The sequence below is a fragment of the Mesorhizobium sp. WSM4823 genome (assembly GCF_055811195.1).
This window is the reverse complement of sequence record NZ_JBVVQL010000021.1, coordinates 1-22821: the sequence shown is the minus strand read 5'-3', so window position 1 is coordinate 22821 and position 22821 is coordinate 1. Positions and strand designations below refer to the sequence as shown.

The 22821-nt window shown below is 58.7% G+C and carries 18 protein-coding genes and 7 pseudogenes; 6 read left to right on the top strand and 19 right to left on the bottom strand.

What is annotated here, in order from left to right; translation table 11 throughout:
* Window positions 1-526: 526 nt before the first annotated feature.
* Entirely contained in the window at window positions 527-1276 is a 750-nt protein-coding gene (locus tag AC0L26_RS29810; protein WP_473635782.1) for a class I SAM-dependent methyltransferase, read from the top strand.
* Window positions 1277-1430: 154 nt separating this feature from the next.
* Here AC0L26_RS29810 and AC0L26_RS29805 read toward each other — a convergent pair whose 3' ends face one another.
* Both AC0L26_RS29805 and AC0L26_RS29800 read right to left on the bottom strand, forming a co-directional pair.
* Window positions 1431-1658, bottom strand: coding sequence for a hypothetical protein (locus AC0L26_RS29805; protein WP_473635781.1), 228 nt, complete (start codon window positions 1656-1658; stop codon window positions 1431-1433).
* A gap of 208 nt (window positions 1659-1866) precedes the next feature.
* Window positions 1867-2940 (bottom strand): annotated as a pseudogene (locus AC0L26_RS29800) (transposase).
* A 194-nt stretch (window positions 2941-3134) separates the two neighbouring features.
* Here AC0L26_RS29800 and AC0L26_RS29795 point away from each other — a divergent pair.
* Window positions 3135-4074 (top strand): annotated as a pseudogene (locus AC0L26_RS29795) (IS630 family transposase).
* Window positions 4075-4375: 301 nt separating this feature from the next.
* Here the strand turns inward: AC0L26_RS29795 and AC0L26_RS29790 are convergent.
* From AC0L26_RS29790 to AC0L26_RS29780, 3 genes are read right to left on the bottom strand one after another with little or no spacing between them, the layout of a single operon-like run.
* Window positions 4376-4699: a type 2 periplasmic-binding domain-containing protein gene (locus AC0L26_RS29790; RefSeq protein WP_473635780.1), complete on the bottom strand. Its 324-nt coding sequence runs from the start codon at window positions 4697-4699 to the stop codon at window positions 4376-4378.
* Window positions 4674-5150 carry a transporter substrate-binding domain-containing protein gene (locus AC0L26_RS29785; RefSeq protein WP_473635779.1) on the bottom strand — a complete coding sequence of 159 codons (477 nt, stop codon included), beginning with the start codon at window positions 5148-5150 and terminating at the stop codon, window positions 4674-4676. The genes AC0L26_RS29790 and AC0L26_RS29785 overlap by 26 nt, the downstream gene beginning before the upstream one ends.
* A 31-nt stretch (window positions 5151-5181) precedes the next feature.
* On the bottom strand, window positions 5182-5370 hold the full coding sequence (locus tag AC0L26_RS29780) for a hypothetical protein (protein WP_473635778.1): 189 nt from the start codon (window positions 5368-5370) through the stop codon (window positions 5182-5184).
* 129 nt (window positions 5371-5499) lie between these two features.
* Between AC0L26_RS29780 and AC0L26_RS29775 the strand changes: the two are divergent.
* Both AC0L26_RS29775 and AC0L26_RS29770 read left to right on the top strand, forming a co-directional pair.
* Window positions 5500-5773: pseudogene (locus tag AC0L26_RS29775) on the top strand (transposase domain-containing protein); the annotation flags it as partial.
* Window positions 5725-6009, top strand: a complete 285-nt coding sequence (locus tag AC0L26_RS29770; RefSeq protein ID WP_473635777.1) for a hypothetical protein — start codon at window positions 5725-5727, stop codon at window positions 6007-6009. The pseudogene AC0L26_RS29775 and the gene AC0L26_RS29770, both read left to right, overlap by 49 nt.
* 213 nt (window positions 6010-6222) lie before the next feature.
* Here AC0L26_RS29770 and AC0L26_RS29765 read toward each other — a convergent pair whose 3' ends face one another.
* Entirely contained in the window at window positions 6223-6939 is a 717-nt protein-coding gene (locus tag AC0L26_RS29765) for a hypothetical protein (protein WP_473635776.1), read from the bottom strand.
* Window positions 6940-8350: 1411 nt separating this feature from the next.
* Here AC0L26_RS29765 and AC0L26_RS29760 point away from each other — a divergent pair.
* Window positions 8351-8667 (top strand): annotated as a pseudogene (locus AC0L26_RS29760) (Lrp/AsnC family transcriptional regulator); the annotation flags it as partial.
* A 3-nt stretch (window positions 8668-8670) separates the two neighbouring features.
* A pseudogene (locus tag AC0L26_RS29755) lies at window positions 8671-9067 on the top strand (aminotransferase class III-fold pyridoxal phosphate-dependent enzyme); the annotation flags it as partial.
* A gap of 1358 nt (window positions 9068-10425) precedes the next feature.
* Here AC0L26_RS29755 and AC0L26_RS29750 read toward each other — a convergent pair.
* The 13 genes and pseudogenes from AC0L26_RS29750 to AC0L26_RS29690 form a co-directional block, all read right to left on the bottom strand.
* Window positions 10426-10758: a hypothetical protein gene (locus AC0L26_RS29750; protein ID WP_473635775.1), complete on the bottom strand. Its 333-nt coding sequence runs from the start codon at window positions 10756-10758 to the stop codon at window positions 10426-10428.
* 121 nt (window positions 10759-10879) lie between these two features.
* A complete protein-coding gene (locus AC0L26_RS29745) occupies window positions 10880-11959 on the bottom strand; it encodes a M24 family metallopeptidase (protein WP_473635808.1) in 1080 nt (359 codons plus the stop codon).
* Between the two features lie 256 nt (window positions 11960-12215).
* Complete coding sequence (locus AC0L26_RS29740; protein ID WP_473635774.1) at window positions 12216-13385, bottom strand: M20 aminoacylase family protein; 1170 nt, start codon at window positions 13383-13385, stop codon at window positions 12216-12218.
* Between the two features lie 654 nt (window positions 13386-14039).
* Window positions 14040-14516 (bottom strand): annotated as a pseudogene (locus AC0L26_RS29735) (transposase domain-containing protein); the annotation flags it as partial.
* Between the two features lie 109 nt (window positions 14517-14625).
* The gene (gene tnpB, locus AC0L26_RS29730; RefSeq protein WP_473635807.1) at window positions 14626-14952 is read right to left on the bottom strand and encodes an IS66 family insertion sequence element accessory protein TnpB; all 327 of its coding nucleotides are present in this window, start codon (window positions 14950-14952) and stop codon (window positions 14626-14628) included.
* A 26-nt stretch (window positions 14953-14978) separates the two neighbouring features.
* On the bottom strand, window positions 14979-15425 hold the full coding sequence (gene tnpA, locus AC0L26_RS29725; RefSeq protein WP_473635773.1) for an IS66-like element accessory protein TnpA: 447 nt from the start codon (window positions 15423-15425) through the stop codon (window positions 14979-14981).
* 72 nt (window positions 15426-15497) lie between these two features.
* Window positions 15498-15827 carry a DUF2817 domain-containing protein gene (locus AC0L26_RS29720; RefSeq protein WP_473635772.1) on the bottom strand — a complete coding sequence of 110 codons (330 nt, stop codon included), beginning with the start codon at window positions 15825-15827 and terminating at the stop codon, window positions 15498-15500.
* Between the two features lie 144 nt (window positions 15828-15971).
* Window positions 15972-17747 carry an ABC transporter permease subunit gene (locus AC0L26_RS29715; protein WP_473635771.1) on the bottom strand — a complete coding sequence of 592 codons (1776 nt, stop codon included), beginning with the start codon at window positions 17745-17747 and terminating at the stop codon, window positions 15972-15974.
* Between the two features lie 20 nt (window positions 17748-17767).
* Window positions 17768-18814 (bottom strand): ABC transporter ATP-binding protein, encoded by a 1047-nt coding sequence (locus tag AC0L26_RS29710; protein WP_473635805.1) that lies wholly within the window; start codon window positions 18812-18814, stop codon window positions 17768-17770.
* A gap of 204 nt (window positions 18815-19018) precedes the next feature.
* Window positions 19019-20125, bottom strand: coding sequence for an ABC transporter substrate-binding protein (locus AC0L26_RS29705; protein WP_473635770.1), 1107 nt, complete (start codon window positions 20123-20125; stop codon window positions 19019-19021).
* Window positions 20126-20800: 675 nt separating this feature from the next.
* On the bottom strand, window positions 20801-21967 hold the full coding sequence (locus AC0L26_RS29700) for a M24 family metallopeptidase (RefSeq protein WP_473635769.1): 1167 nt from the start codon (window positions 21965-21967) through the stop codon (window positions 20801-20803).
* 174 nt (window positions 21968-22141) lie between these two features.
* Entirely contained in the window at window positions 22142-22426 is a 285-nt protein-coding gene (locus tag AC0L26_RS29695) for a hypothetical protein (RefSeq protein WP_473635768.1), read from the bottom strand.
* A 55-nt stretch (window positions 22427-22481) separates the two neighbouring features.
* Window positions 22482-22821, bottom strand: a pseudogene (locus AC0L26_RS29690) (transposase); the annotation flags it as partial.

Sequence of the window (22821 nt, the reverse complement as noted above, 5' to 3'; positions counted from 1 at the left end):
AAATCCGTGACCAGCGCGAATCCCCCGCATCCGCGATTTTCTGACTCAGTAAGACTAGTTGGAAGCCCGACACAGTTGTGACAAAGAAAACAGGCGGAAACGGACGCGAAAAGCCGATCTATTGACTGACAACGTTTTTTTGAGTTGGCACACCTCTTGCATTTCCAACTGCACGTTCACCCAGCAACAGAGCCGCACGAATGTTATCAACAGCTTCGCTTGAGAGCTATCCTCGACCAGTTGCTCGCGACGGAACAGACCTATGCAGGAGACATATCGGCGCGCTGTTTGAGCAGCCAGAGTGCCCGGTCACGAAATATGCGCACTCAGCTCTGCTGCGACCCGTTTTTTCTCGTGGTGAGGCTTAGGTGCAGGTCAGCAGCGATGGACATCTTACAAGCACAGGTCTCGCAGGCCGGCTGACGACTGGACGCACTCGGTAACGAACAAAGCAAATCAGCTTTCGATTAGTAAGATATAAAGCTAAATCCAGAAACTTCTAAAAACAGTGACAGGAGACTCGAAAATGTCTGATAAGTTAACTTATGGCGAAATCTACGCTCCGATCTATGAAGAATACACGGCGCTGCAAGGTAAAGTAGCTGAGGTAGACGAAACGGTCGCGTTTCTTGAGCGATATTGCAGCGGGGGCAGTGCTCTCGAACTGGGTATAGGTGACGGGCGCGTGGCATTGCCGTTGAGTGAGCGCGGCGTCAACGTAGAAGGTATCGATAATTCGTGGAGCATGTTGAAACTCCTCGCCAAACGGACCGATCTCGTCAAGGCTAGGCAGGGAGACATTGCCCATTTCGTGTCAGAGCACCGTTACAATATGGTATATTGCGTTTATTACACGTTCACGCTGCTTGTCACCCGCGAAGAGCAAATAGCTTGCCTCCGATCTGCCGCGGAGGCGCTAGATGATAAAGGAGTTGTGGTGATAGAATTGGATGTACCAAGCTTGAGTCCTCTCGTCACTGGCCAGCAAACCGCAACCGCGCGGCTAGTGGATCAAGAGAATACGATCCTCAGGGTGGCTGCCCACGATTCAATAAACCAGAACTTGGTTTCAACCCTCCTTTGGTTTTCAGGTACGTCGGTCAGACGTTTACCGCAACGCGTTCGTTACGTTTACCCCCAAGAACTCGATACCATGGCCGAATGCGTGGGGCTAGAGCTAGCGGAGCGATGGGGAGATTGGGCGAGAGGTGCGTTCACCGATCGATCCCAACGTCATATCTCCGTCTACCGCCTAAGAGGTGCTGCTCAACCGTAGCTCAAGAGCAGCTATCGCACCTAACTATCTTGCCGGTGTGGCACTGTGTGCTGGCCGAGTTGAGCCGCTCGATCGGGTTGATCGAGTGAAGCTTGACGCGGTGCTCGGCGCGGATAGGCCAGCGTGGTCACTGGGCCGACCCTGGAGGCGGCCGTCAGTAGAGCTCGGACTTCGTCGGCGGCGCGGGCAAGGCCAGGACCTTGCGGTAGGAGATGGCAAACTTCTCGCATAGCTTGTCGCGGGTCAACCATCGGGTCAACGATCCCGGCCAAATCACTTGCCTTCGTGAGTGCGGGATGCGCGTCGCGAACTTGACCGCATCAATGGAGCAGACCTCGCGGCCAGAGTTGCGGCTCCGTTGTCCGATGTTCCAGTTGATCATGAGATCCAGCGCTCTCCGCATGCCGGCAAGATGATAAGCTAGCCCATTTAATGCACGGCGATGAGCTTTCGGCGGCCTGAAATGGCGATCTGGTTGCCTTTGGTGCGCGTTTTCACACGCCTCACCGGCCCAGTGATCCGTCGTGATGGAAGGCGGGGTTGGCAGGTTGAGGCGGCGGGTTCGTTTCGGGAAGTCTACGCCCCCGTCGTTATGTCGCGAGTTGCGGGACGCGACTGAGACTATGCGCAGAAAACGCTGGCCGGGGCAGGATGTCGGCAGGTGAAGGCGGATCTGGGTTTTCATTTCGACCACCCGCGCGGCGATCTTGAGCAATCGCATCGTGTCGAATTGGGCGACGGCAAAGCTCGAGCGTTTCGGCATCGCAGCGCGCAGGCCCACATCAGCCAATAGGCGCCGGCATGCAGGAAGAGCCGGAACTGGTTGGCCGTCGCTCTTGTGCAGGATGTGCGGTCGGCGGCAAAATGCGTCTTCCAGGACTTGATGTGGTTCTCGGCCGCGCCGCGCCGGCAGTAGACATCCTCGTAGGGCGCCTTGGCCTTCCCGCTGGCAAGGTTGGTGACGATGTAACGGGTATCGGCACCGTGGGCGCCGACCTCGAACCGCGCGATGATGCGCTCGACGCGGCTCCATCTGGCGGCGCCGTCAATGAACTCCTTGAACCTGCGGACTTTGTTCGTTTTCGCCGCCGCCTCAAAACGTGCCAGCGTGCTGGCTTCCAGATCCGCGAACTGCTTGCGCAGCGTCGTGGTGGGCCCAGGCGGAGAATGAAGTCGACATCGTTGGCGCGGTACCAGTCAATGACCGGTGGACTGCAATAATGTCGTCGGTCCGGATCGGGATCCGTGTATTCGGCCAGTTACTCCGGATCGCCCGCACGAGGCGGCGCAGGTGGGGGCGGATCTCAGCCCGCTCGGGCATCGAAGTTGTCGTCAATGGCATCGACGATCCGCGCTGCTTGGACCAGGTCGTCCCAAGCCTGGCGGACATGATCGCTTTCGCATGAAGATGATCGCCGCCGGTACGAGAATGGCAACGACGCCAACCGGGTGCGCTCCGATCCGGTCTTCAAGATGGCCCAGGATGCCAGCGCGAATCGTCGATGCAGCGCGCCAGACGGTCGGCCACACGCAGCCGCTTTTCCACCTCGGACAGAGCCAGAACACCGCTGTTTGAGGAGAGCATGCCGCCGTCAAACCGGGCGACGACGGACTTGCCGCCGACTGTATGACAAACCGCTCAGCGGCAGGGTAAGATCATTCATGGCGGGTGTGGTCTCCGAGAAATGGCGCGGATCAGCCTAAGCAACAAATCCTAGGTCATTTCGATGGCTTGCACCACATCCGCCAACCACCGTGAATTTTTCGGGCTAGAGCACGTCCTGTGGTCGATGAATCGATTGTGATGTGACAGCTGCGTCTTGTGCTGATTCAACATCCACCGCGATGGAGGTGGACGATGGGAAGAGCATTGAGCGGGGATCTTCGATCGCGGGTTTTGAAGGCTTCGGACGAGGGGATGTCGGCGCGGCAAGCGGCGGCGCGGGTCGGCGTGGGAGTGTCCAGCGCGATCCGCTGGATTGCGCGGGCGAAGATCGGCGAACTAGCACCACGCCCGCAGGGCCGCCGCCCCGCCTCCATCCTCGATGCGCATGAAGCCTTCATCGTCGGGCTGATCGAGGAACGCAAGGACTTCACGCTGAACGAGATGGTGGAGCGGCTGGTCGCCGAGCAGTCGGTGCGGATCAGCCGCAGCGCCTTGAGCGCCTGGCTTCGCGGCCACGGCTGGACATTCAAAAAAGGTCCGCGCACGCACTGGAGCAGGATCGCCCCGACGTGCTGAAGCGGCGCCGGGACTGGTTCGACGGCCAGCTCGATCTCGATCCGGCGAAGCTCGTGTTCATCGACGAGACCGGCCTCTCCACAAAGATGGCCCGCCTGCGTGGAAGAGCGCCGCGCGGCGAGCGCTGCCGGGCCGGCGTGCCGCATGGCCACTGGAAGACCACGACCTTCACCGGAGCGCTGCGGCTGACGGGCATGACTGCGCCCTTCGTCTACGACGGCGCTATGAACGGCAACGTGTTCCTGGCCTATGTCCAGCAGGTGCTGGTCCCGACGTTGAGGGCGACGTAGTCGTCATGGACAACCTGCCCGCCCACAAGGCCGCCGGCGTGCGCGACGCGATTGAGGCCGCAGGCGCGAGCCTGCTCTACCTGCCGCCCTACAGTCCCGACTTCAATCCGATTGAGAACGCCTTCGCCAAACTCAAGGGGCTGCTGCGAGCAAAGGCCGAGAGAACCATCAAGGCTCTGTGGGACGCGGTCGGCACGGTCGTCGACCTCTTCACCCCAGCCGAATGTGCCAATTACTTCAAAGCCGCAGGATATGAACCGGATTAAACAGGACGTGCTCTAGATGTCCAGGGACCGAAATTGGATCCCCCGGGATTGGAACGATCGGATGCAGCTGCTTGGCAGCAGCTGATCGGGCAGCCATCGCCTGAGCGCTCGGAACGCTCGTAGATACCGCGGCCCCCGGATGCTCGTTCGATCGTCCTCGCAGGATCAGACACAGAGCGTCATTTCGCGGACTTGTTTCCCTTGCAGAGATGAGCCGTTTTGCCGCTGGCTGGCAACATGAGCTTATCGTGTCCGTACTTGCTAACCGCTGCCAGCATCTCATCGGAACCGATATAACCTTTCATTGCAGTGTTGAAGGCCTCGACTGCGGCTTTCTCAGTGAGTGGAAAGGCGGGGCTGGATAACCGGGCTTGCTGGGCGGGGTGTACGGCTCGGCCACCTCAAGACCGCCATCGCTCCCAATAGCCTTTTTCATTCCCAAGTATTCGCCAGCCCCGGCATCGGCGCGACCGGCCTTAACTGCCTGGACAATTTCCGAATAGCCGGGGACCTGCATGAGCTTGTCGTCGGTGATGCCGATCTTATGCGCGCTCTTGACCTGCTCGAAGCCAGCGCCTGTCACAATGGTCAGGCCCTTGTCACGGATGTCGTCGTAGGAGTGCAATCCTTTTGGGTTGCCCCTTCGGCACGACCAGCGCATCTCTGACGGTGGCGATCGGATCGGTGAACAGCACATTAAGGCAACCCTCAGGCAGCACGAACATGGCGTCGCTAATAATGTCGAAGCGACCGGCCTGCAGGCCCGGAATGAGTGAGCCCCATTCGGTCACCAGTGGTTCAATCTTGGGCGCGCCCATCTTCTTTAAAACAGCCAGTAAAATTGTATTGCTGATGCCGATCGGTTCGTTGTTCTCCTCAGAATAGGCCCATGGGGCGTCGCTAGAATAGCCGATGCGGACGGTCTCGCCGTTCTTGATCTTGTCGAGCAGCGACGCCGTCGACGCTAAACCGGCGAACGAGACGCTCGACAGCGCCGCCATACCCAAGACAGCCATGCCCTTCACAACCACACGCCGAAAAAAATCGCTTCCGCGCGCGAAGTAGCGCCACTTCATGAGTAATCCTCCGTTCGTCGCCCCACAAACGCTACCCTTGGAACGAGTTGTCGACACCTTCTTTGCCCAAGCGCCTGAGCTCGTCGGGCACCGTATTGCCCACGAGCTCGTAGGCAAGCCAAAGGAAAATGAATATCGCCGCCCCTGAGACGTACTTTGACGTCATCTCGCTCTGGCCGCGCTCGTAATCGACCGTCGGCTCGCAGAGCGCGAACACCATAGGGTCCTGGACGAAGCCGGTGCGGCCTGAACGTCCTCGATGCTTGCGGCCATTCGCAGACTGTAGAGCACGCTGGACCAGAAGGCTCGGAGACGTAAAGGTGCTCCTCGTTCAGCCGAAGGATGACCGATCTGCCTATCGAACAATGCAGCCGAGCGAGCCCTGCGCGGTATCGCTCTCGGCAGAAAGTCCTGGCTGTTCTGCGGTTCCGATGGCGGGGGGGACAGCGCGCTGCCGTTCTCTACAGCATGATCGTCAGCGCCAAGATGAACGATATCGACCCGCAGGCTTGGCTCTCCGACGTCCTCGCCCGAATGGCCGCCTATCCGGCCCATCAAATCATGATCTGCTGCCGTGGAATTGGAGGTCCGCAAAACTGCGGACCCAACCAGCTGCGGCCTGATCATGCAGCGCAATAAGGTGCATCACGTCTACACCGTCGAACGCGTCGCCAGCGAACTCGGCGTCAGCGAAGCGCTCATCCAGGACCTGACCCTCGGTCTCGAACCCAAGGACGGCGTCATCTGGGTGTACGGCACCAACGATGACGACGGGGTCTTGGCCTTCACCGATGAAGGCATCGAGGAGCTCACACTCCTCCTCGAAGAATATCATCGCGTCTCCCCATCGAAAGCTTGACCCCAGCACTCCGGTGCTTACGTCTGCGGTCTTCACCGGATGCGTACCGTGAATTGAGCTTCCTGGGGCGACATGAGGTCCGCAGTCTCATCATGGATGATGCCCAAACGCCGCCTTCCACCGGCCATCGTAATCGCCGCCACGGTCTCCATATCGCCGCGCTACAGTTTCCTATAGTCACGTCTGCGTGGGTCAGAATGATAAATCTGACAGTCAATAGCGCTCAAGAAAGCCGCTCGTTTCAGTCGCCGAGCATTTGATTAGCTGGGATAACTCGCGTTGAGTGAGCCAAATGAGCCAGTCATCATCTTCGACGTCTCGATCAGGTAAACTCAGGACGCATCCATGTGCTTCTTTGTGAAGATAACCGTATTGATCGGCGACTCCCTTTTGGATAAGCCAAGTAGGCACAAGAGCATAGATGAAATCGGGGGACCATTTCGCCCATGCCAGCCCAAAAGCGACACCTGCAAGCGTGGGTGCTAAGCCCCGTCCTCTAAGGTCACTTCGGAGCCATAAGTCGCCGTGATACGCTACGATCCCGCTTATGATCCGAGCAGTCGGCGCGACACAAACACACGACGAACCCGCGCCGGCATGCCTTGAAGGATCCACATAGCAGGCTTTCAATGACTCCAGATGGTCGGCCAAGCTGGTGGGCGCCAGATCATCCACACGAAGCGCCTGGACATGCGCTACTTTTCCGAATTGGTCTTCTCCAACGACCCAAAACGCCTGGCCAGGCTTAAGCTGTGAACTATCCGGGCGAAAGTTCGGAAAGGTAGGATATTTCCCGGCAATCTTACTGGTAATTGAAAGGTACTCCTCAAAATCTTCTCCCATCCTGAATTGCAGGCCCGCTTTGCGGGCCTTCCGGTCAAGCGAGGAGATATATATCGATACCTCAAGGGTGGTCGCCTCGTCGCGCATTGCAGGGTCCTTCTACCGTTAGATTGAAAAGCACTACAAATCAGGAGGCCAATTGTCGCGAGCTTCTCCTATCGCAATGCTATCGATACCGTGATCGGCAGCGGAGTGAACACGGCATCTTGAGACCTGATGATGATCGTCAGGGATCTCATGAAACTGATACAGTCCGACGTGTCGAAACGTCCAGCGGGGAAGGCGTGCGGTTGCTTCTCAAGAACGATGGGAGGGGCGTCCTCGAAGATGTCGAGACCTGGGCTAAGTCGAGCCTCCCATATAGATCGAGGCCATGGGTGATACCGTCACCCGCAATGTAGTCTGCAAGCGCGGCCTTCAGTTCAGGTGGGTTGTGCCCATATTTAGACTTGAGCAGCCCATGAGAAAGTCGAGATAAGCCGTCCATCTCGCGCAAACAGCTGAGCGCCCGGTGCCCCTTCGCGAAAACGACGGGAAAGCTACGAGCGTAGCGGCGAACTTCAGACTCAAGGTGGCTGACGATCGCAAATTCGTCCCCGCCGTCTGGAGCGCTTCGGTCAGTCATCGCCGCCTCGTTATTTAGGTATTGCTGGGCAGGCGCGCATGCCTGCAGGGCTGATGGAGCGTACAATGCGGCCGATCGCTTGTCGGGTGCTCGCTCTCATGCTGTCCTTTAAAATCGATGTCTTGGTCGAAGCACAGAGCCTGCCTGATTGGCGCGCAGCTTCCGAGCCACACCTGCGAAGAGCAAATTGGACGCCCGGTTGCTGAGTGTCAACGCAGCTTTGATGTGCGTCACGCTCTCGCAAGATGGCCTGTTCAGGGCTGACATGATCAGCCCCTTGCCCACCCCGTGTGTTGCGTATCTCAGGATGCATGGCAATGAAGGGCGTCGAGGGCTCGCTCGGCCGCCGATGAGCCGCCCAACAACCGCCCGGAACACTCAACGAGCACGCAGGTGTCGGCGAAACCAGTGCAGAGCAAGAGCTCGCAGTAGAGCGAGTTGCGGTCCACTGGCGGGCACTTCGTGATGCCTTGCAATACACGGCGGCATGAATCTCGGTCGGTTTTTTTCGGAACGTCACTCGCGGCAACTGGAAGTTGCGTGGTAACGAGAAGCTCCGACCTATTTCTGACCATTCGAAACCTCCCGGCAGACGCCTCGCGTCGCGTTTCACGAAGAGGACTTCTCAAAAGTCACGCCAATTTGCGCCGAGGGAGCCTTAGATATCTTTTTCTGGGGTGTGTTCAATGACTTGACCCGGTGTGCAGCGGGCTGTCAGGCCAAAAAAGACAATGGGTCGCGGATCCGACAAACACGACAGTAGGCGTCGGTTGCCGCGACGGGGATTAACAATGGATTGTAGTTGGGATCGGCGCTGACTCGGAAGCATGCTACAAATTGGACCGATATAAGTGCGTCAAATCGATACTTAGCATGGCGTTGCTCAGACTCGATCCGACCGATCTTAAAACACCTCGACGCCATCCAGCGCGACGGCCGCATCACCAAGTCGGCGCTGGCCTACAAGGCCGGACTGTCGCCGACACAGTGCTGGATGCGACTGCGCAAAAGGGCGGCATCGTGTCCGGCTATCATGCCTCGATCGCCATACGAACGATAGCGCCGATCGCCACTGTGCTAATGGAGGTGACGCTGGCCCGCCACCGCCAGGCCGATTTCGACCACTTCAAACGCGTCATCCGCGACTTCCCTGAGATCGTCGCCTGCTGGCAATTGGCGGCGGCGTCGACTGCCACAACGAGCTGGGGCGGCCGAATAAGAGGAAGATCATCTCGCGCTGGCGCGGCTATCACGGCTCCGGCATTATGATCGAATCGCTGACCGGCCTCGACCTACAACGCCTTCGACCTGCCGCGTGCGCCGGTCCCGCACACCGAGGCGCCCTACTGTTTCCGCCGCGCTGACCGCTAGTTGAGTGAACAGCAGTGTCGCAATACTGCGCCGTCCGGGAGATGATCTTGGCCGAAGGCCGGACACGGTCGCCGCCTTCATCGGCGAGCCGACCACCGACCGCATAGTGCCACCGCCGGCCGGCTACTGGGAATAATCCAGGCCGTGCCGAAGAAGTACGACGTGCTGCTGGGTGCCGACGAAGTGGTGAAGGGTTTTGGCCGATATCGCGCTGCTTTCTCTTTCCCCCCTCATCGGCCTTGGCCTTCGAGACCTTCACGGTCCAGCGTGCGTCCCGGGCCTTCTGGCGCAGCTTGGCTGGCTTCTTCTGCCACTCGTCGGCATCTTAACGACCGCGCTGGTTCCCACTCCGGGATCAGGCTGAGTATCTGTTCCTCGACCTGCTGCAGGCGCCGTTCCGGATCCTTACCCATGAAGACGACCTGAAATTTATTGAAGACTTCGTTACCGGACCTGCTAGGACCGAAAATCTCGCGTGTGGTATTTCCGGATTCATGCATGCCCACCGCGCTTCGCAGACATTGCCCGGTACAGCCTTCTCGAGTCCAGCCGCCTTACCCTCAAGCACGGCCGTTTCCGCGTCAATGACTTCTGGTCAGGCCTACCGAGGTAAAAGGTTCTCGAGAGTGGGCAATGGTACCGCTGATGGACGCCCGCGAGTTCGAAGAAGATGCTTTCCCTGAACGAATCTCACGATCAGACCACGTTGAGTGGGGCGCGGAGGCATCGACCCCGGCACCGACCATGGGAACTGCCGCGGGGTAATCACCCAAATGCCGTCAACGCCATGAATGGCGGTATGATAGATCTCAGCAACTACGTCCGATTGCTTGATGCCGGGCCGAAGCACTTCGACTACCCGCTGATTATAGCTGTTGCGATTTGCTCGCCGCGCGCATGTGCTCGATCTTGCGAGGCGACTTGACGATCCTCTGCCACTTCACGAGACGGGGTGGTATCCTTGAACGGCGCATTTGGAAGCACCGAGGACAGCGCCCCAAATGCCGCGTGAGTGAAATAGTAGTTGTCTTTCTCAATGCGATGACACCTTTTGACCAGCCAAGATCGGCAATCAGCGAACCGAGCGCAGTCATTTGGTGATACTGAGATGATTGAACGTACGCTTCATTCCGCGGCCTTCAGCGTACGCATACCCTGCACCTCGCTTAAGGCGCTGTCGGCTATCCGAGACGCGCAACCGAAGCTTTGGCCGGCGCCGGGACGGTCTCGACCAGCTTCAACCAATACCCAACACCGTAAGGACTTGCATTGTCGTCGAAGTCATATGTCGGCCCGTGGCGACGTTTTCCTCGCAGAGCTTGATGTTCTTCTCAGCGAAATCTCTGCGAAACACTGCGCACCGCGGCACCTATGGCAACGACACGATAGGTATCGCTGCCGGTGAAGCGCGTAACCGAGATGACAAGGACCTGGCGCAGTCTCCGAACAGGCCTCAAAGCGGCATTGTGTCTAGCAAAGGGATGTCATGCCCTGAATGCCCTGTTCGGTCAGCGGTGGTGCCGACCTCAGGTTCAAACCTGCGTCCGGGATGCCGGTATTCCCAAGTAGCCCCTGGTTCAATACCCCGGCGGCCATTGACTTTGCGGCCGCAGAAAGCGTTGCGGATACATGGCTTCGCAGGCCAGCCGGCGGACAGCACATCTCCGCTCTCCGGATTTCCAGCGCTGTTCTGAAGCACGAGCCGCTTGCAACGCTGATTCCCGATCGATCAAGCTGAAGGCATTGAGCGCCGCTTGCGTGTTTTCTGCGTGATCGATGACCGCGCGGGTCACTTCGAGCGGCGAAATCTGGCCGCTTCCGAAGCCAGCCGAAAGCGACTCAACATCCAGACGGGTTAGCTCAGAAGGCTGCGGCAGTTGGACACCCGGCCCGCGAGAGTTGCTTGACACGGCCTTTCTCCGATCTCTCAGGGCGCTTTGGCACACAGCGGGCGCCGGCAGCCGCACCGCTGTCCATGGAAACAAGGCGCCCGTCGCGTTCGAGAGCGGAGGGCTACCTATTGAGTCCTATTCAGATTTCAAAAATCTTGCGGGGTGCCGAAGTCAGAATTTCCACTCCGTGTTCGGAGACACGAAAAGTTTCGCTGATCACATAGCCAAATTTCTCATCGACCCAGTTACCGAGCATCAAATGGAACGTCATGTTCGGCTGAAATATTGTCATGTCGCCATCCTTGAGGCTGGCGGTTGGTTCGATCCAGCCGATGCCATGCGCATAGCCGCAGCGGGTTTCCTTCTTGAGCCCCTGCTTTTCGATGGTCTTGTAGAACGCATTTGCCACGTCGCTGCAGGTCCGGCCGGGAGCAATGGCCGCAATCGCGGCCTCAAGGCCAGCCAGTTGAATTTCGTGAGTGCGCTTCAGCCGGTCTGATGGCGCGCCGAGCGAATAAGTCCGCATCAATCCTGCGCAGTAGCCATGACGCGAGCCGCCTACTTCCAGATTGACCTGTGATCCCTTGCGAAACACGTCGTCGCTCCAGGGAATGTGGCAGGTGCCCGTCCGGGGCGAGGAGCACAGGCCAATCTGCTCGATCCGAGTGCCACGTATTCCATTGACACCGCGGATAAGGGTTGCCGCAATTTCCGCCACAGCATCGGCTTCATGGACGCCGGGTCGAATGACTTCGGCGGCCCGCAAAATCGCAGCATCCGCAATTGCCGCTGCTTGCCGCATCACCGCAATTTCGAGGTCGGACTTCACCAGCCGCAGCCATGTGACCATCTTCGTGCAATCCACAATCCTGGCGGATGCAAGGCGTGACTTGAACTTGTCGGCAGATACCGCCGGCAGGGCATAGAGTTCGATACCGATGCCGCGTTTGGTAACGCCAAGCTCTTCCAGATGTTCGATAACGACGTCATACCCGTCCCGCACAGAATTTCCGATCAGCGCTTCTGCATAGGCAATGATCTTGTGGCGTTCCATGAAACACTCATACAGCGCCGCAGGTGCATCGCACTGGCGGAGAATGAATGTCGGCTCCTCGGCGCCTATGGTGATGATCAACCCCTGCGGAACATAGCCCGACAGCGCCGTATAGCCAGTGAGATATGTAATGTTGTGCTGGTCAGAGACGACGAGCGCCCCAATACCTCGCGTTTACATCTCTGATTTCACCAGCGAAAGCCGACGCAGATATTCGCTTTTCGGGAATGCTTGAGGACCTCTGCTGATATACACGATCTTTGCTCCATTCTTATTGGGTCACGGCGTATAGTAGGAGGACCCGCCGAACGCTTTATTGCGGCCGAGGGAGCAATCAAAGCCGCGTCAGGTCAATTGGTCGGCTGTAGGGGGACCGCGTTGACTTGCGGGCGCTCGCTCGTAGCCTCTAGCTCCGCGCAGCTCAGGCTGCCTTGAAAGTGTTTCTCTCGACCAAATTGACCCAATAGCCGATGCCATAGGGAATGGCCTCGTCATCGAAATCGTAAGCGGGGTTGTGCAGACCCGCCGTCGCACCATTGCCTAGGAAGATGAACGCTCCCGGACGGGCCTGCAGCATGTAGGCGAAATCTTCCGATCCCATCAGAGGCTTAATCTTGTCGTTCACGCAGTCACTTCCGACGAGATCGACAGCCGCCTCCACGGCCTGGTTTGTGCCGCTGGTATGATTAAAGGTCATCGGCTCGAGCCGCCGGTAAGCATATTCGATGCTCGCGCCCATTCCCCGGGCCACGCCATCTGCGCAAAGTTCTATTCCGCGCTGGGCGAAGTCACGCACCCCAGATGAAAGCGTCCTGACCGTGCCACCCAGCGATACTTTGTCAGGGATAATGTTGTAGGCGCTGCTGCCGGTGAATTTGGTAAGCGAGACCACCAGGGCGCCAGCCGGATCCATGTTGCGCGATACTAAAGTCTGCAAGGCTGAGACAATCTGCGTGCCCACCACCAGCGGGTCTATGCATTGATGCGGAGCCGCCGCATGACCGCCCTTGCCATGGACGACTATATCGAACTCATCGAGGGCGGCCATGATGGCGCCATCGCAAATTCCGAACCGGCCGACATCCAGGCCTGGCATATTGTGCATACCAAAGACGTGGCCGACCCCGAATTTGTCCATAATGCCTTCCTGCACCATCTTTTGCGCGCCTTGGCCGTCTTCCTCAGCCGGCTGGAAGATGAGAACGGCGGTACCCTTGAAATTGCGGGTGCTGGCCAAATATTTCGCTGCACCGAGAAGCATCGAGGTATGGCCATCATGCCCGCAGGCATGCATTTTGCCCGGGACCCGAGATGCCCAGGCCTTACCCGATGTTTCAGCAATCGGCAGGGCGTCCATGTCCGCTCTCAAGCCGATCGAAGGACCGTCGCCCAGCCGCCCTTTGATCAAGGCTACAACGCCCGTCTCGGCGATGCCTTGCGCGATGTGATCGACTCCGAAGGATGCTAGCTTTTCCGCGACGAACTTTGCCGCCTCATGCACCCGATAATCAAGTTCCGGGATCTGGTGCAAAAATCGGCGCCACACGGTGGCCTCCGCCTTCAGCTCTTGGAACTCTACCTTGCGATGCATATCGGCTCCTTGAGACCCTGACTGCATTCAACAATTATCGGGTCACGAGCCGACAATCCGTTCCGACAATGCTCCAGTCAAATGCAGTGTTTAGATTGTCGTTATCTGACTTTGAGATGAACCACCCACCAATTGCCCGCTCCATCGAGCCAAACAGCCCTGCCACGTCGACTCCACCCCATTCGAGAGGTCCTGCTCCCGGTATGGCTAGAGGCGATCCGTCGTCTTGTAGAATTCAATTGCCTGGGAGTGGACCTGATGGCATCGCCACAGGATCATTTCTGTCCAGTCGGTGCCTTCAGGGTGGAAAAACGACTTCACTTCGCTCCTGATCTGACGGCCCAATTCTGAGGTCGCGGCCTCCGGTTGATGCTTGAAGTGCCAGAGGTCCTTTGCCGATGGCAGAGCGGCCGCGTGGCGCGGGAAACGTCCCGAATTCGGGGCCGACATAGGTGTGCCGGTCGCCAAGTAGCCCCTGCCAAATTGCGTCCTGAGTGCCGGAAATGGGGACCGGCGAAGAATCCCCGCGGACGCGGGAAGTTACCGAAGGTCCAAAGATCGCCAAGGCACGCTGATAGCCTCCCTCGCCCGAGGACAATTCACCATATCCATAGGGTCCAAGCCCCGTGTTGTAATCGAGGATTAACTCCTCCTCGCGACGGTCGCTTCGGTCGGGATGCCCCCTTCGACGAGGCGCTCCGCTGCGGGCGCCTGCACCACGACCTCCTCGCAGCTCCGACAGGCATACTTCGGCCGGCGCGTGACGATGACGCGGAACTGCGCCGGTATGATGTCGAGGCGCTCGGAGCGATCCTCGCCCATGACGTGCAGCACTCCCTTACAGCACGGGCAGATCTTGTCGGGGATGTCGATGACCTGCTCGATACGCGGCAGATGCGCGGGCAGTGATCCACGGTTGGCGCGGCGCTTGCTGGCGCGAGCCTCGCGCTTGGCAGTATCGGCGGTGTCCTCCGCGGCGAAGCCTTCAGCCTCGATCTGCTCGGCCTCTTCCAGGGCCAGCAGCAGCTGGTCGACCGGCAGGGTCTCTGCCCTGCGGCCGAAGCGGTGGCGCTGCAGTTCCTTGATGATCTGGCGCAGCCGCTCGTTCTCGGCGCGCTCCGCCGCGAGCATCGCCTGAAGCGCGATCGGATCGTTGGTCTGAGGCTCGGCCGGGTTGCTCACCAAGCCGATTCAATCATGCATTCCAATGCTTTGACAGCGCCTCTGGCCGCCCATGGAATCAACTTGCCGCGACCGGCGCGCGCGTCTCGCGGGCGTCATGCACGCGCCGCCAATCCAACCCTTCCAGGAGCGCCTGCAATTGCGCCGCCGACAACCTCACCACGCCATCGGTGATGGCAGGCCAGCAGAACTTCCCGTCCTCCAGACGCTTCGCCAGCAGGCACACGCCGGTGCCGTCGAAGTACACCAGCTTGACCCGGTCGGCGCGCTTGGCCCTGAAGACGTAGACCGCGCCAGAGAACGGATCGGCGCCCATCGTCTCGTACACCAGCGCCGCCAGGCCCTCCGCCCCCTTGCGGAAGTCCACCGGCTTCGTCGCGACCATCACCTTGATCACACCCGTCGGCCCGATCACGACGGCGCCTTCAGCGCACGGATTACCGCCGCCACCGTCCTGGCGTCGGCGCCACGACCGACCCGCATGGCGACGCCGTCAATCTCCAGCTCGATCACGCCGGTTTCGCGCGCGGCCTTCCGCTTCCGGGTCGATCTCGCGCGCTTCACCGCCGGTTCGGGCTCCTGTGCCGCAACCACCGCTGGAACAAACAACGGCTCCGGTGCCGGCGCATTCGCCAACGGCACTCGCGCGGACCGACGCCAGGCGAACCGCTGCTGCGGGGACAATGCATGTCGCCGAGCCACCGCGCTCACGCGCTCGCCGGCATCATAGCTTTCCGCCACGATCCGCGCCTTCTCCTCCGGCAACCATTCGCGCCGCCGTCCAGAACCCGTGAATATCTCAAGCCGTCGAACCGGCTCCTCGTCCCTGGACTTAAGCGTAAGCTCTGAAATCGTCATGTGTCGAAGCCCTCAAAGGCTCCGAGCATCGTGGCTCACGACCACGCGCGAAAGGTGGCGCCGGGACAGCGCTCACCGTGAAACCCCTGTCCCATAAACAGCAATTGCGCCGCTGAGCCAGTAGCCTTCAACCCCATGCGTCGCGGAAATCAGGATCATCAGGCGTTTGGCATTAACCGGACCAAAATAAGCGACGTCAGTGAACAGCTCCTGCCTGACGGGGCCAAGCGCGGTATATTTGTAGGCCGTGGCACCTGGTGCGGATTGTAGGAATTTAGCGCGCGCTTCCTGATAATCAGCGGAGAACAGCTTTGGCACGTGCGACTTTGCGGTATCGAAGCACATCGAAAAACCTTCAAGGCTTAATTCATATTGTAATGAGCAGACGATGCGACTTCTCAACTTGGACGGCCGGGAGAGGCGTGCCTTTTGGTCCGTTTTAAATCGTTGTTGGAGAGGGCATCAAAGACGGGCTGCAGGACGGCGCCCGCAGGCATGGGATGTGGTGATGGAAAAAGAGACGCGTCAGGGCCCGGTGTGCGCCGGCTAGGCCGGCGCACCAAGCATGACAAACTGTGCTTTCGACTTCGACCGCCGCCAGGCGATATAGACACCGACTAGCCACAGCAGCGGCAGGATGGTAAGCAACGAGGCGACGGCAGCCAAGGTCGGATCGATGGCGTTTTTGATATTCTCCCACATTTTCAGCGGCAGCGTGGAGACCGAGAAGCCGCTGACGAGCGAGGTGACGACGACCTCGTCAAAGGAGTGAATGAAGGCTAGGAACGCACCACCAATGATGCCGGGCCGGATCAAGGGCAGCGTCACGCGAATGAAGGTCTGGAGTGGACCCGCCCGCATGCTCTGGGCCGCCTGCTCCAGCCTGCGATCAAAATTGGCAAGCGTGGCGGAAACGATCACAACCACATAGCTGACCCCGCCGATGCTTTGAGCCAGGATCACGCCGGTCTTTGTTCCGATCAAGCCGAGGCTGGCCAGGCCGAAATAGCTGGCGACACCGACAACAATCAGAGGGATCGTGAGAGGCGTTAATAGCGCCATCGTCAGGGAGACACGCAGGCGCGGGGAGGTCCGCGTCAGCCCATAGGCGGCAAGCGTGCCCACGACGGTGGAGATGGCTGTGACGGTGAGACCGATTTCGAAACTCGTCAAAGCGGCCCCGTACCAGGCAGCATCCCCAAAGAAGGAATTATACCAACGGAGTGACAGGCCTGAAGGCGGAAACTCCAGGACGGACGCGGAACTGAAGGACATGATGATGACGACCAGTTCAGGCGCAAGAAGATAAGCCAGCACCAGTCCGATGAAGACCCTGCCTGCTATCTTGGGCAGTCGACTTTCACCTTCCGACCGGTAGCGTTGCTGCACCCAGCGGGTCGCTCGCAAGCCGGCCGTGCGCTCCGAGACAAACCGCAACAGCGCCGCAAGCGGCGTGATTTTGGACAGGCGTCCCTTGCGTGCGTGCTGACCCGGCAAACCCTGCGCGCCGGACAGATCGACTCCAACGATCAAGAGAACCGCCATAGCGATGGCCAGCAGGACGAAGGAACTGGTCGCAATCGCCTTGACATCGAATGAGCTCGTCACCTGGGCGGCAATAAAGTTCGAAAGCATCGCATCTCTGAGACCGCCAAGAGCGGCTGGCGTGATGTAAAAGCCGAGGCAAATCACAAAAACCAGGACTGTGGCGCTGCGAACGCCCGAAATGCTCAGGGGGAGGAAGATGCGGCAGAAGGCGGTCAAGGGTCGCGCGCCCATGCTCCGGGCAGCCGACATCAAGGACTTGTCAATGCCGATCATCACGCTGATCAGCGGGAGGATCATCATAGGCAGCATGATGTGGACCATGCCGACGTAGATTGCCATCCGGTTATAGATGAGTTGCAGCGGGCTCGAAATAATTCCCAGTTGCAAGAGCACATTATTGATCAAACCGCCATCGCCAAGGATCATGATCCAGGCATAGGTTCTGGCCAGCCCGCTGGTCAGATAGGGGATCACGATCAGTATGATCAGCACGATCCGTAGATGCTTAGGCGCGGAGACGATCAGATAGGCCGTGGGATAACCGATCAGTAGGCAGATGACCGTGGCAACCACGCTGATCTGCATCGTCTGGAGAAGCACGCGTATATTCGATGTCTGACCGAGAAAATTCCAGTAGTTGACAAGCGAAAATGACGGGGCGTCTAGGCTGATGAGGAACAGTCTAACGATCGGTAAGCCGAAAGCGACAAAGAGTATAATGAATGCCGGGATGACGAGGGCCAAGGTCCGGCTTTGTTTGTCAAGCGTTTGCAAGGGGGTGCCCCTTTCAGGATTTACGATGTCACCAACCGGATATCGGACCGCAACCACTCAAGGCGAACATCGTCTCTCGGGGCAAAGATGGGCTGGCCCGATGCAACATGTTCCCGCACGGCCAGAACGCGCTGTCCCACGCGGACATTGTATTTACGCACGGCGCCGGCATAGATCATTTCCTCGACCTTGCCCGTGACATGCTGTTTGAGGGAAATGTCGAGAGATTTTGCCGTGGTTGCGGCTATGCGCAGACGCTCCGGTCGGATCATCGGCACGGAGCCGATGGGGCCGCTCGATGCCACATTTATATCGACACCCAGATCCTCAAGGATGTTGGCTTCTCCCAAGAAATTCGCCACAAAGCGCGACACCGGCTGATCGTAAAGGGCTTCGGGTGTGCCAATCTGTTCGATCTGGCCGGCCCGCATCACGACTATCCGGTCGGAAAGTGTGAGCGCCTCTTCCTGGTCGTGCGTGACGCATACGGTGGTTTTTCCAAACTCCCGGTGCAGGCTCTTAATCTCGCTCTGCATCTGTTCCCGTAGATTCCGGTCAAGCGCGCCGAGCGGCTCATCCAGGAGGAGGATCGGGGGGTCGGCGATGAGCGCTCGCGCCAGCGCGACACGTTGCTGCTGACCACCGCTAAGCTGCGATGGAAACCTGTCGCCGAGGTCTGCAAGATGCACGCGCTCCAGCATGCGGCGTACCAGCTGGGCTCGCTCCAGCTGCTTCATGCCGCGCATCTCAAGCGGAAATTCCAAATTGCGGCGAACGGTCAGGTGGGGAAACAGGGCGTAGCTCTGAAAAACAATCCCCTGGTCTCTCCGGTAGGACGGGACAGAAGCCACCGATTTGCCGGAGATCAGGATATCGCCCTCGGTCGGTTCGGCAAAACCGGCAAGAAGCATGAGCGCCGTGGTTTTCCCGGAGCCGCTGGGGCCAAGAATGGTCAGAAACTCGCCATTCTCCACGGTCAGAGACATTTCGCGAACCGCCGCGACTTGGCCATAAAGCTTGGTAACCTTACGGAATTCAATCTGCGCGTTGGTCGCCTCGTGATTCATGGCATAGTTCTCTACAAGCGACGCCTGCGTGGCAATGGGTTGGCGACCGCTGCCATTCGTTTGGATGTTTCCAACGTTGTCGGTGGAAAACAGTCGGTCATAGACGCCCAAAATGTTCGACATGGATACCCCATAAGAATATCAGGTAACGGCAAGCCCGACTACGCAACTAGCCAAGCTTGCCTGCCATATTAATATGAGAACCTATTCGAGAATCCACTTGTTCCAGCGCTGGATCAGCCGGTCAGTATTTGTCAGACCATCGGGGCCGATTTCCACGTACCAGGCGCCTTTGACGGGCACGCTCTTACCGAGATATTCCGGATAGGTGGGCAGCTTCTTCGCCACCTCTTCGGCTATATGCTTGAATGCATTCTTGTTGGTGGGACCTTCGGGGTAAAGTGTCACAAAAGCCGCCTGACGCTCCGCCCGTGTCGCGTATTCAATGAATTTCTGCGCATTATCGCGGTTCGGGCTACCCTTCGGAATGACCCAATGCGCCCAGGTCAATTTGGCCTGGTTGCGGTTGATCTCGACGGGCGCACCCGCACCGATGGCGGCCAGCGCCCGGCCATCATATGCATGGAAGAGATCGCCGCTTTGGCTCTGCAAAAGCTGCTGAATCTCGGAACCCGCATCCCACCATTTGCGAATATGCGGCTTGATTTTGTCGAGGCTGGCAAAGATACGATCGATATCCATCGGATACAGCTTGTCCGCATCGACGCCATCCGCCATCAAGGCCTCTTCCCAAGGGCCTTGGGTTCCGTACTGGCCGCCGACAAGATGGCGGACTCCGGGGAATTTCTTGACATCCCAGAATTCTGCCCAATTGCCAGGGCGCGGGGCGCCGCTAGGATACTTTTTGGTGTTATAGACCATGTTCAAGGAATAGATGAGCTGGCCGGCGCCGTATTTGTCCTTCGCGAAATCAAGGAATCCGTCCAGCTCTTCCTTCTTGTAGATCGAGTAGTCGATCTCCTCCAGCAAGCCTTTTTTAATGGCGGTGAGCGTCAGGGCCTGTTCCGCTCCGGACACATCGACCGTGACGTTCTGGCTTTTGACCATCAGCTCGAGCGACGCCAAGTTGACGTCCTGCGTAACCGGGATCATGTTGATCCCGGTCTCGGCCTCGAATGGCTTCAGGGTGGATTCGATCAGCGCTTCGCCGATCTGGCCACCATAGACCGAGACACGCAGTTCGTTTGACGAACTTGCCGCAGCCCGGCCGGCGACCCCGCTCAGGGCACCTGCTGCAATAACAGACGATGCCGTCTGCATGAAACGTCTACGATTGAGCTCAAATGTCATTACCTTGTTCCCTTCTTGCCGTCTTTTGACGGATTGCACCATTGTGAAGCCAGACCCGGCACATTGTGTTTTTGAAGAGTTCTTCATATGCCGGATCCATCCCAAAAGGAGGACAAGCCGAATTTAACTTGCCTTCCGGCTGTGATTTTGGGCCTGGACCTAACTTGCGCTCTTGACTGGATCATTCAGCAACCGGGCAATGCGCGTCAAATTCAGTTTGTATATCCACTCATCTCGTAGCCAGATGGCGACATTCATTGGCCTTCCGCGACGACGCCAAGGCCCAGCCGCCCACCGGCCGCATTTGACTATGCGATCGTGGAAGCAGATTTCGTGGCCTGTCTCGAGAAACTGCTGGCGAGCATCCCGATATTGGCCGCCTTTCTATTCGAATGCACTGCGGTTCCAATCATCGCACCGGCGAGGCGACAGGCCTCCCGCCTGCCGCAATATGTCGAGCAAGTCTCCCGGTTTCGCTGGATTGGCACGCAAATGGCGGAAACAATTTAGTCCGCTTGTTGATAAGCGCGGCCGGCTAGCCGATCCGCGCGGCATTGCCGCGACGGTGCCCAGCCAGGCCGGCGGCCGTCAGGTGAACCATGGCGTGAGGCGTCATTCACCTGATTACGCGGCCGCCAGGCGATCCCAAGCGCGGTCCTTTTGCCGGCTGACCGCTCAGGTCAGCACGAAAAGTTCGCGCGGTGTTTTGGTCAGAACTTCCACGCCGGTATCCGTCACGCGAATGCTCTCGCTGATAACATAGCCAAAGTCTTCTTCGACCCAAGATCCGAGATGCATATGGAATGTCATGTTGGGCTTGAGAAGCGCCTTGTTTCCGCGCTGCAGGCTCAATGTTGTTTCCATCCAGTCGATACCAATTCCGTAGCCTGGGCGCGATCTTTTATTAAAGCCGTGTTTCTCGGTGGCACTATGAATTGCCTGGGCTACATCGCCGATGACGGCGCCGGCGCGAACCGCGCTCAAACCGGCACTGAGACCCGCCATCTGCGCTTCGTGGATTCGCAGCAGCCGATCAGAGGGCTTACCGAGAGAATAGGTTCGGCATATCGGCGCGGTATAGCCATGCCGCACCCCTGCAATTTCCAGATTGATCTGCGATCCCTGCTGGAACACGTCCTCGCTCCAGGTCACATGGGGTGTGCCGATTCGGGCCGATGCGCAGAGAAACGGTGTTGTGACCCATGTGCCCGACTTGCCATTGGCTCCATGCGCTAGCGCGCCGATGATCTCGGCGATTGCATCGGCCTCCCGCACGCCGGGCTTCATGATTTGCGATGCTCGCAGCAAACCCGCATCGGCTATGGCGGCCGCCTCTCGCATCACTTCGATCTCGAGATCCGATTTGACGCTCCGGATTTGCGTGATCATGCCCGCGACATTGGCAATCTTGGCCTCGGGAAGCCGCGTTTTGAATTTCTCGGCCGTTTCGGCCGCAAGACTTCCAAGCTCGAGACCGATGCCGCGACCGCCAAAGCCGCCATCGAGAAGGAAATCAATGACCGCGTCAAAGCCATTCTTGTTGGAGTCGCCCATCAGTTCTTCGGGGTAGCCGACGATATTGTCGCGATCCAGAAATGTTTCCTGCATGGCTGCTGGGGTATCCATCCAGCGCAGAATGAATGTCGGTTGCTCGTCGCGCGCCGTCACCACCAATCCTCTAGAATCATAAGATCGCGCGGTGGATCCGGTGAGATAGGTGACGTGCGCAGGATCAGTCACCACAACTGCATCGAGTTCCCGCGCTTCCATCTCGTGTTTTACAGCGGATAGCCTGCGCAGAAATTCAGATCGCGGAAAAGCTTGGGGACCCTTGACTAGCACTGTGGAGACCTCCGATTGATGATTTTGCCAAACGTGTCAACCCGTGTCGCGTTGACCTCATGGTGATGTTACGCCTACCCTCGTGCCCAAATCGGTACAAGGATTGACCATTCGCGATGAAAATCTGCGAAATAACCGGCTTTCCCGCAGTTTTAGGTCACATTGCTGATTACGCTAACAGGCTGTTGAAGAAGGATTACGTTTGGCTTTGAGGATAGCCTCGTCACCGTTGTGGTAGGCGAAGCTGATGTCGATGGAGCCGTCGTCGAGCAATTCTGCGGAGCCGTCGCCGGTGACTTCGCCCATCTCATCAAAGCCGGCCCATGTGAAGAAGACCATTGAGGGCCCGTACCCGAGTTCGAGGCCGGCTTGCAGGGCGCCAAAGGCGATCTCTCCGCGGTTGTCGGCCCCAATGGTGATCGTGGCGGGCTCGCCGAGGTGAGACAGCCGCGATCCCACAGGTCAGCTTCGATGATCCGCCAGCGGCCGATCAGTTGACAGCCGGCAGGCGCGATCACGTCGGCACCGCCAGCAGCTTCGGCGACCGCACGAGATTGTAGGCGGCGGCGTTGAAAGTGAAGGCCCGTCCGACGCGATCGCGGCCACGCAACTTCGTCTTCGCCTGTGCGGCGACTGTCTTGATCCATCCGAACGCCCTCTTCAATGCGCTTGCTAATGTGCTGGCTGACCGCATAGCCGCTGTGCCGCGTCGTGCGCCCGTTGATCGCCGAACTACGGCCGCTGGTGTTCTGCGTCACATGCGGCGTCACCTTCATCGTACGCCTCCGGCGAAGGCCGCCTTGCGGGAGGATGGCACGGTAGCGAGGCTGCGCTCTTAAGGTCGTCCTTACGAG

Coding starts and splice junctions, on each gene's coding strand:
- AC0L26_RS29810 (WP_473635782.1), top strand. CDS start 527: ATGTCTGATAAGTTAACTTATGGCGAAATCTACGCTCCGATCTATGAA.
- AC0L26_RS29805 (WP_473635781.1), bottom strand. CDS start 1,658: ATGATCAACTGGAACATCGGACAACGGAGCCGCAACTCTGGCCGCGAG.
- AC0L26_RS29785 (WP_473635779.1), bottom strand. CDS start 5,150: ATGAAGTGGCGCTACTTCGCGCGCGGAAGCGATTTTTTTCGGCGTGTG.
- AC0L26_RS29780 (WP_473635778.1), bottom strand. CDS start 5,370: ATGGTGTTCGCGCTCTGCGAGCCGACGGTCGATTACGAGCGCGGCCAG.
- AC0L26_RS29765 (WP_473635776.1), bottom strand. CDS start 6,939: ATGCGCGACGAGGCGACCACCCTTGAGGTATCGATATATATCTCCTCG.
- AC0L26_RS29740 (WP_473635774.1), bottom strand. CDS start 13,385: ATGCATCGCAAGGTAGAGTTCCAAGAGCTGAAGGCGGAGGCCACCGTG.
- tnpB (WP_473635807.1), bottom strand. CDS start 14,952: ATGGTCGCGACGAAGCCGGTGGACTTCCGCAAGGGGGCGGAGGGCCTG.
- tnpA (WP_473635773.1), bottom strand. CDS start 15,425: ATGACGATTTCAGAGCTTACGCTTAAGTCCAGGGACGAGGAGCCGGTT.
- AC0L26_RS29710 (WP_473635805.1), bottom strand. CDS start 18,814: ATGAATCACGAGGCGACCAACGCGCAGATTGAATTCCGTAAGGTTACC.
- AC0L26_RS29705 (WP_473635770.1), bottom strand. CDS start 20,125: ATGACATTTGAGCTCAATCGTAGACGTTTCATGCAGACGGCATCGTCT.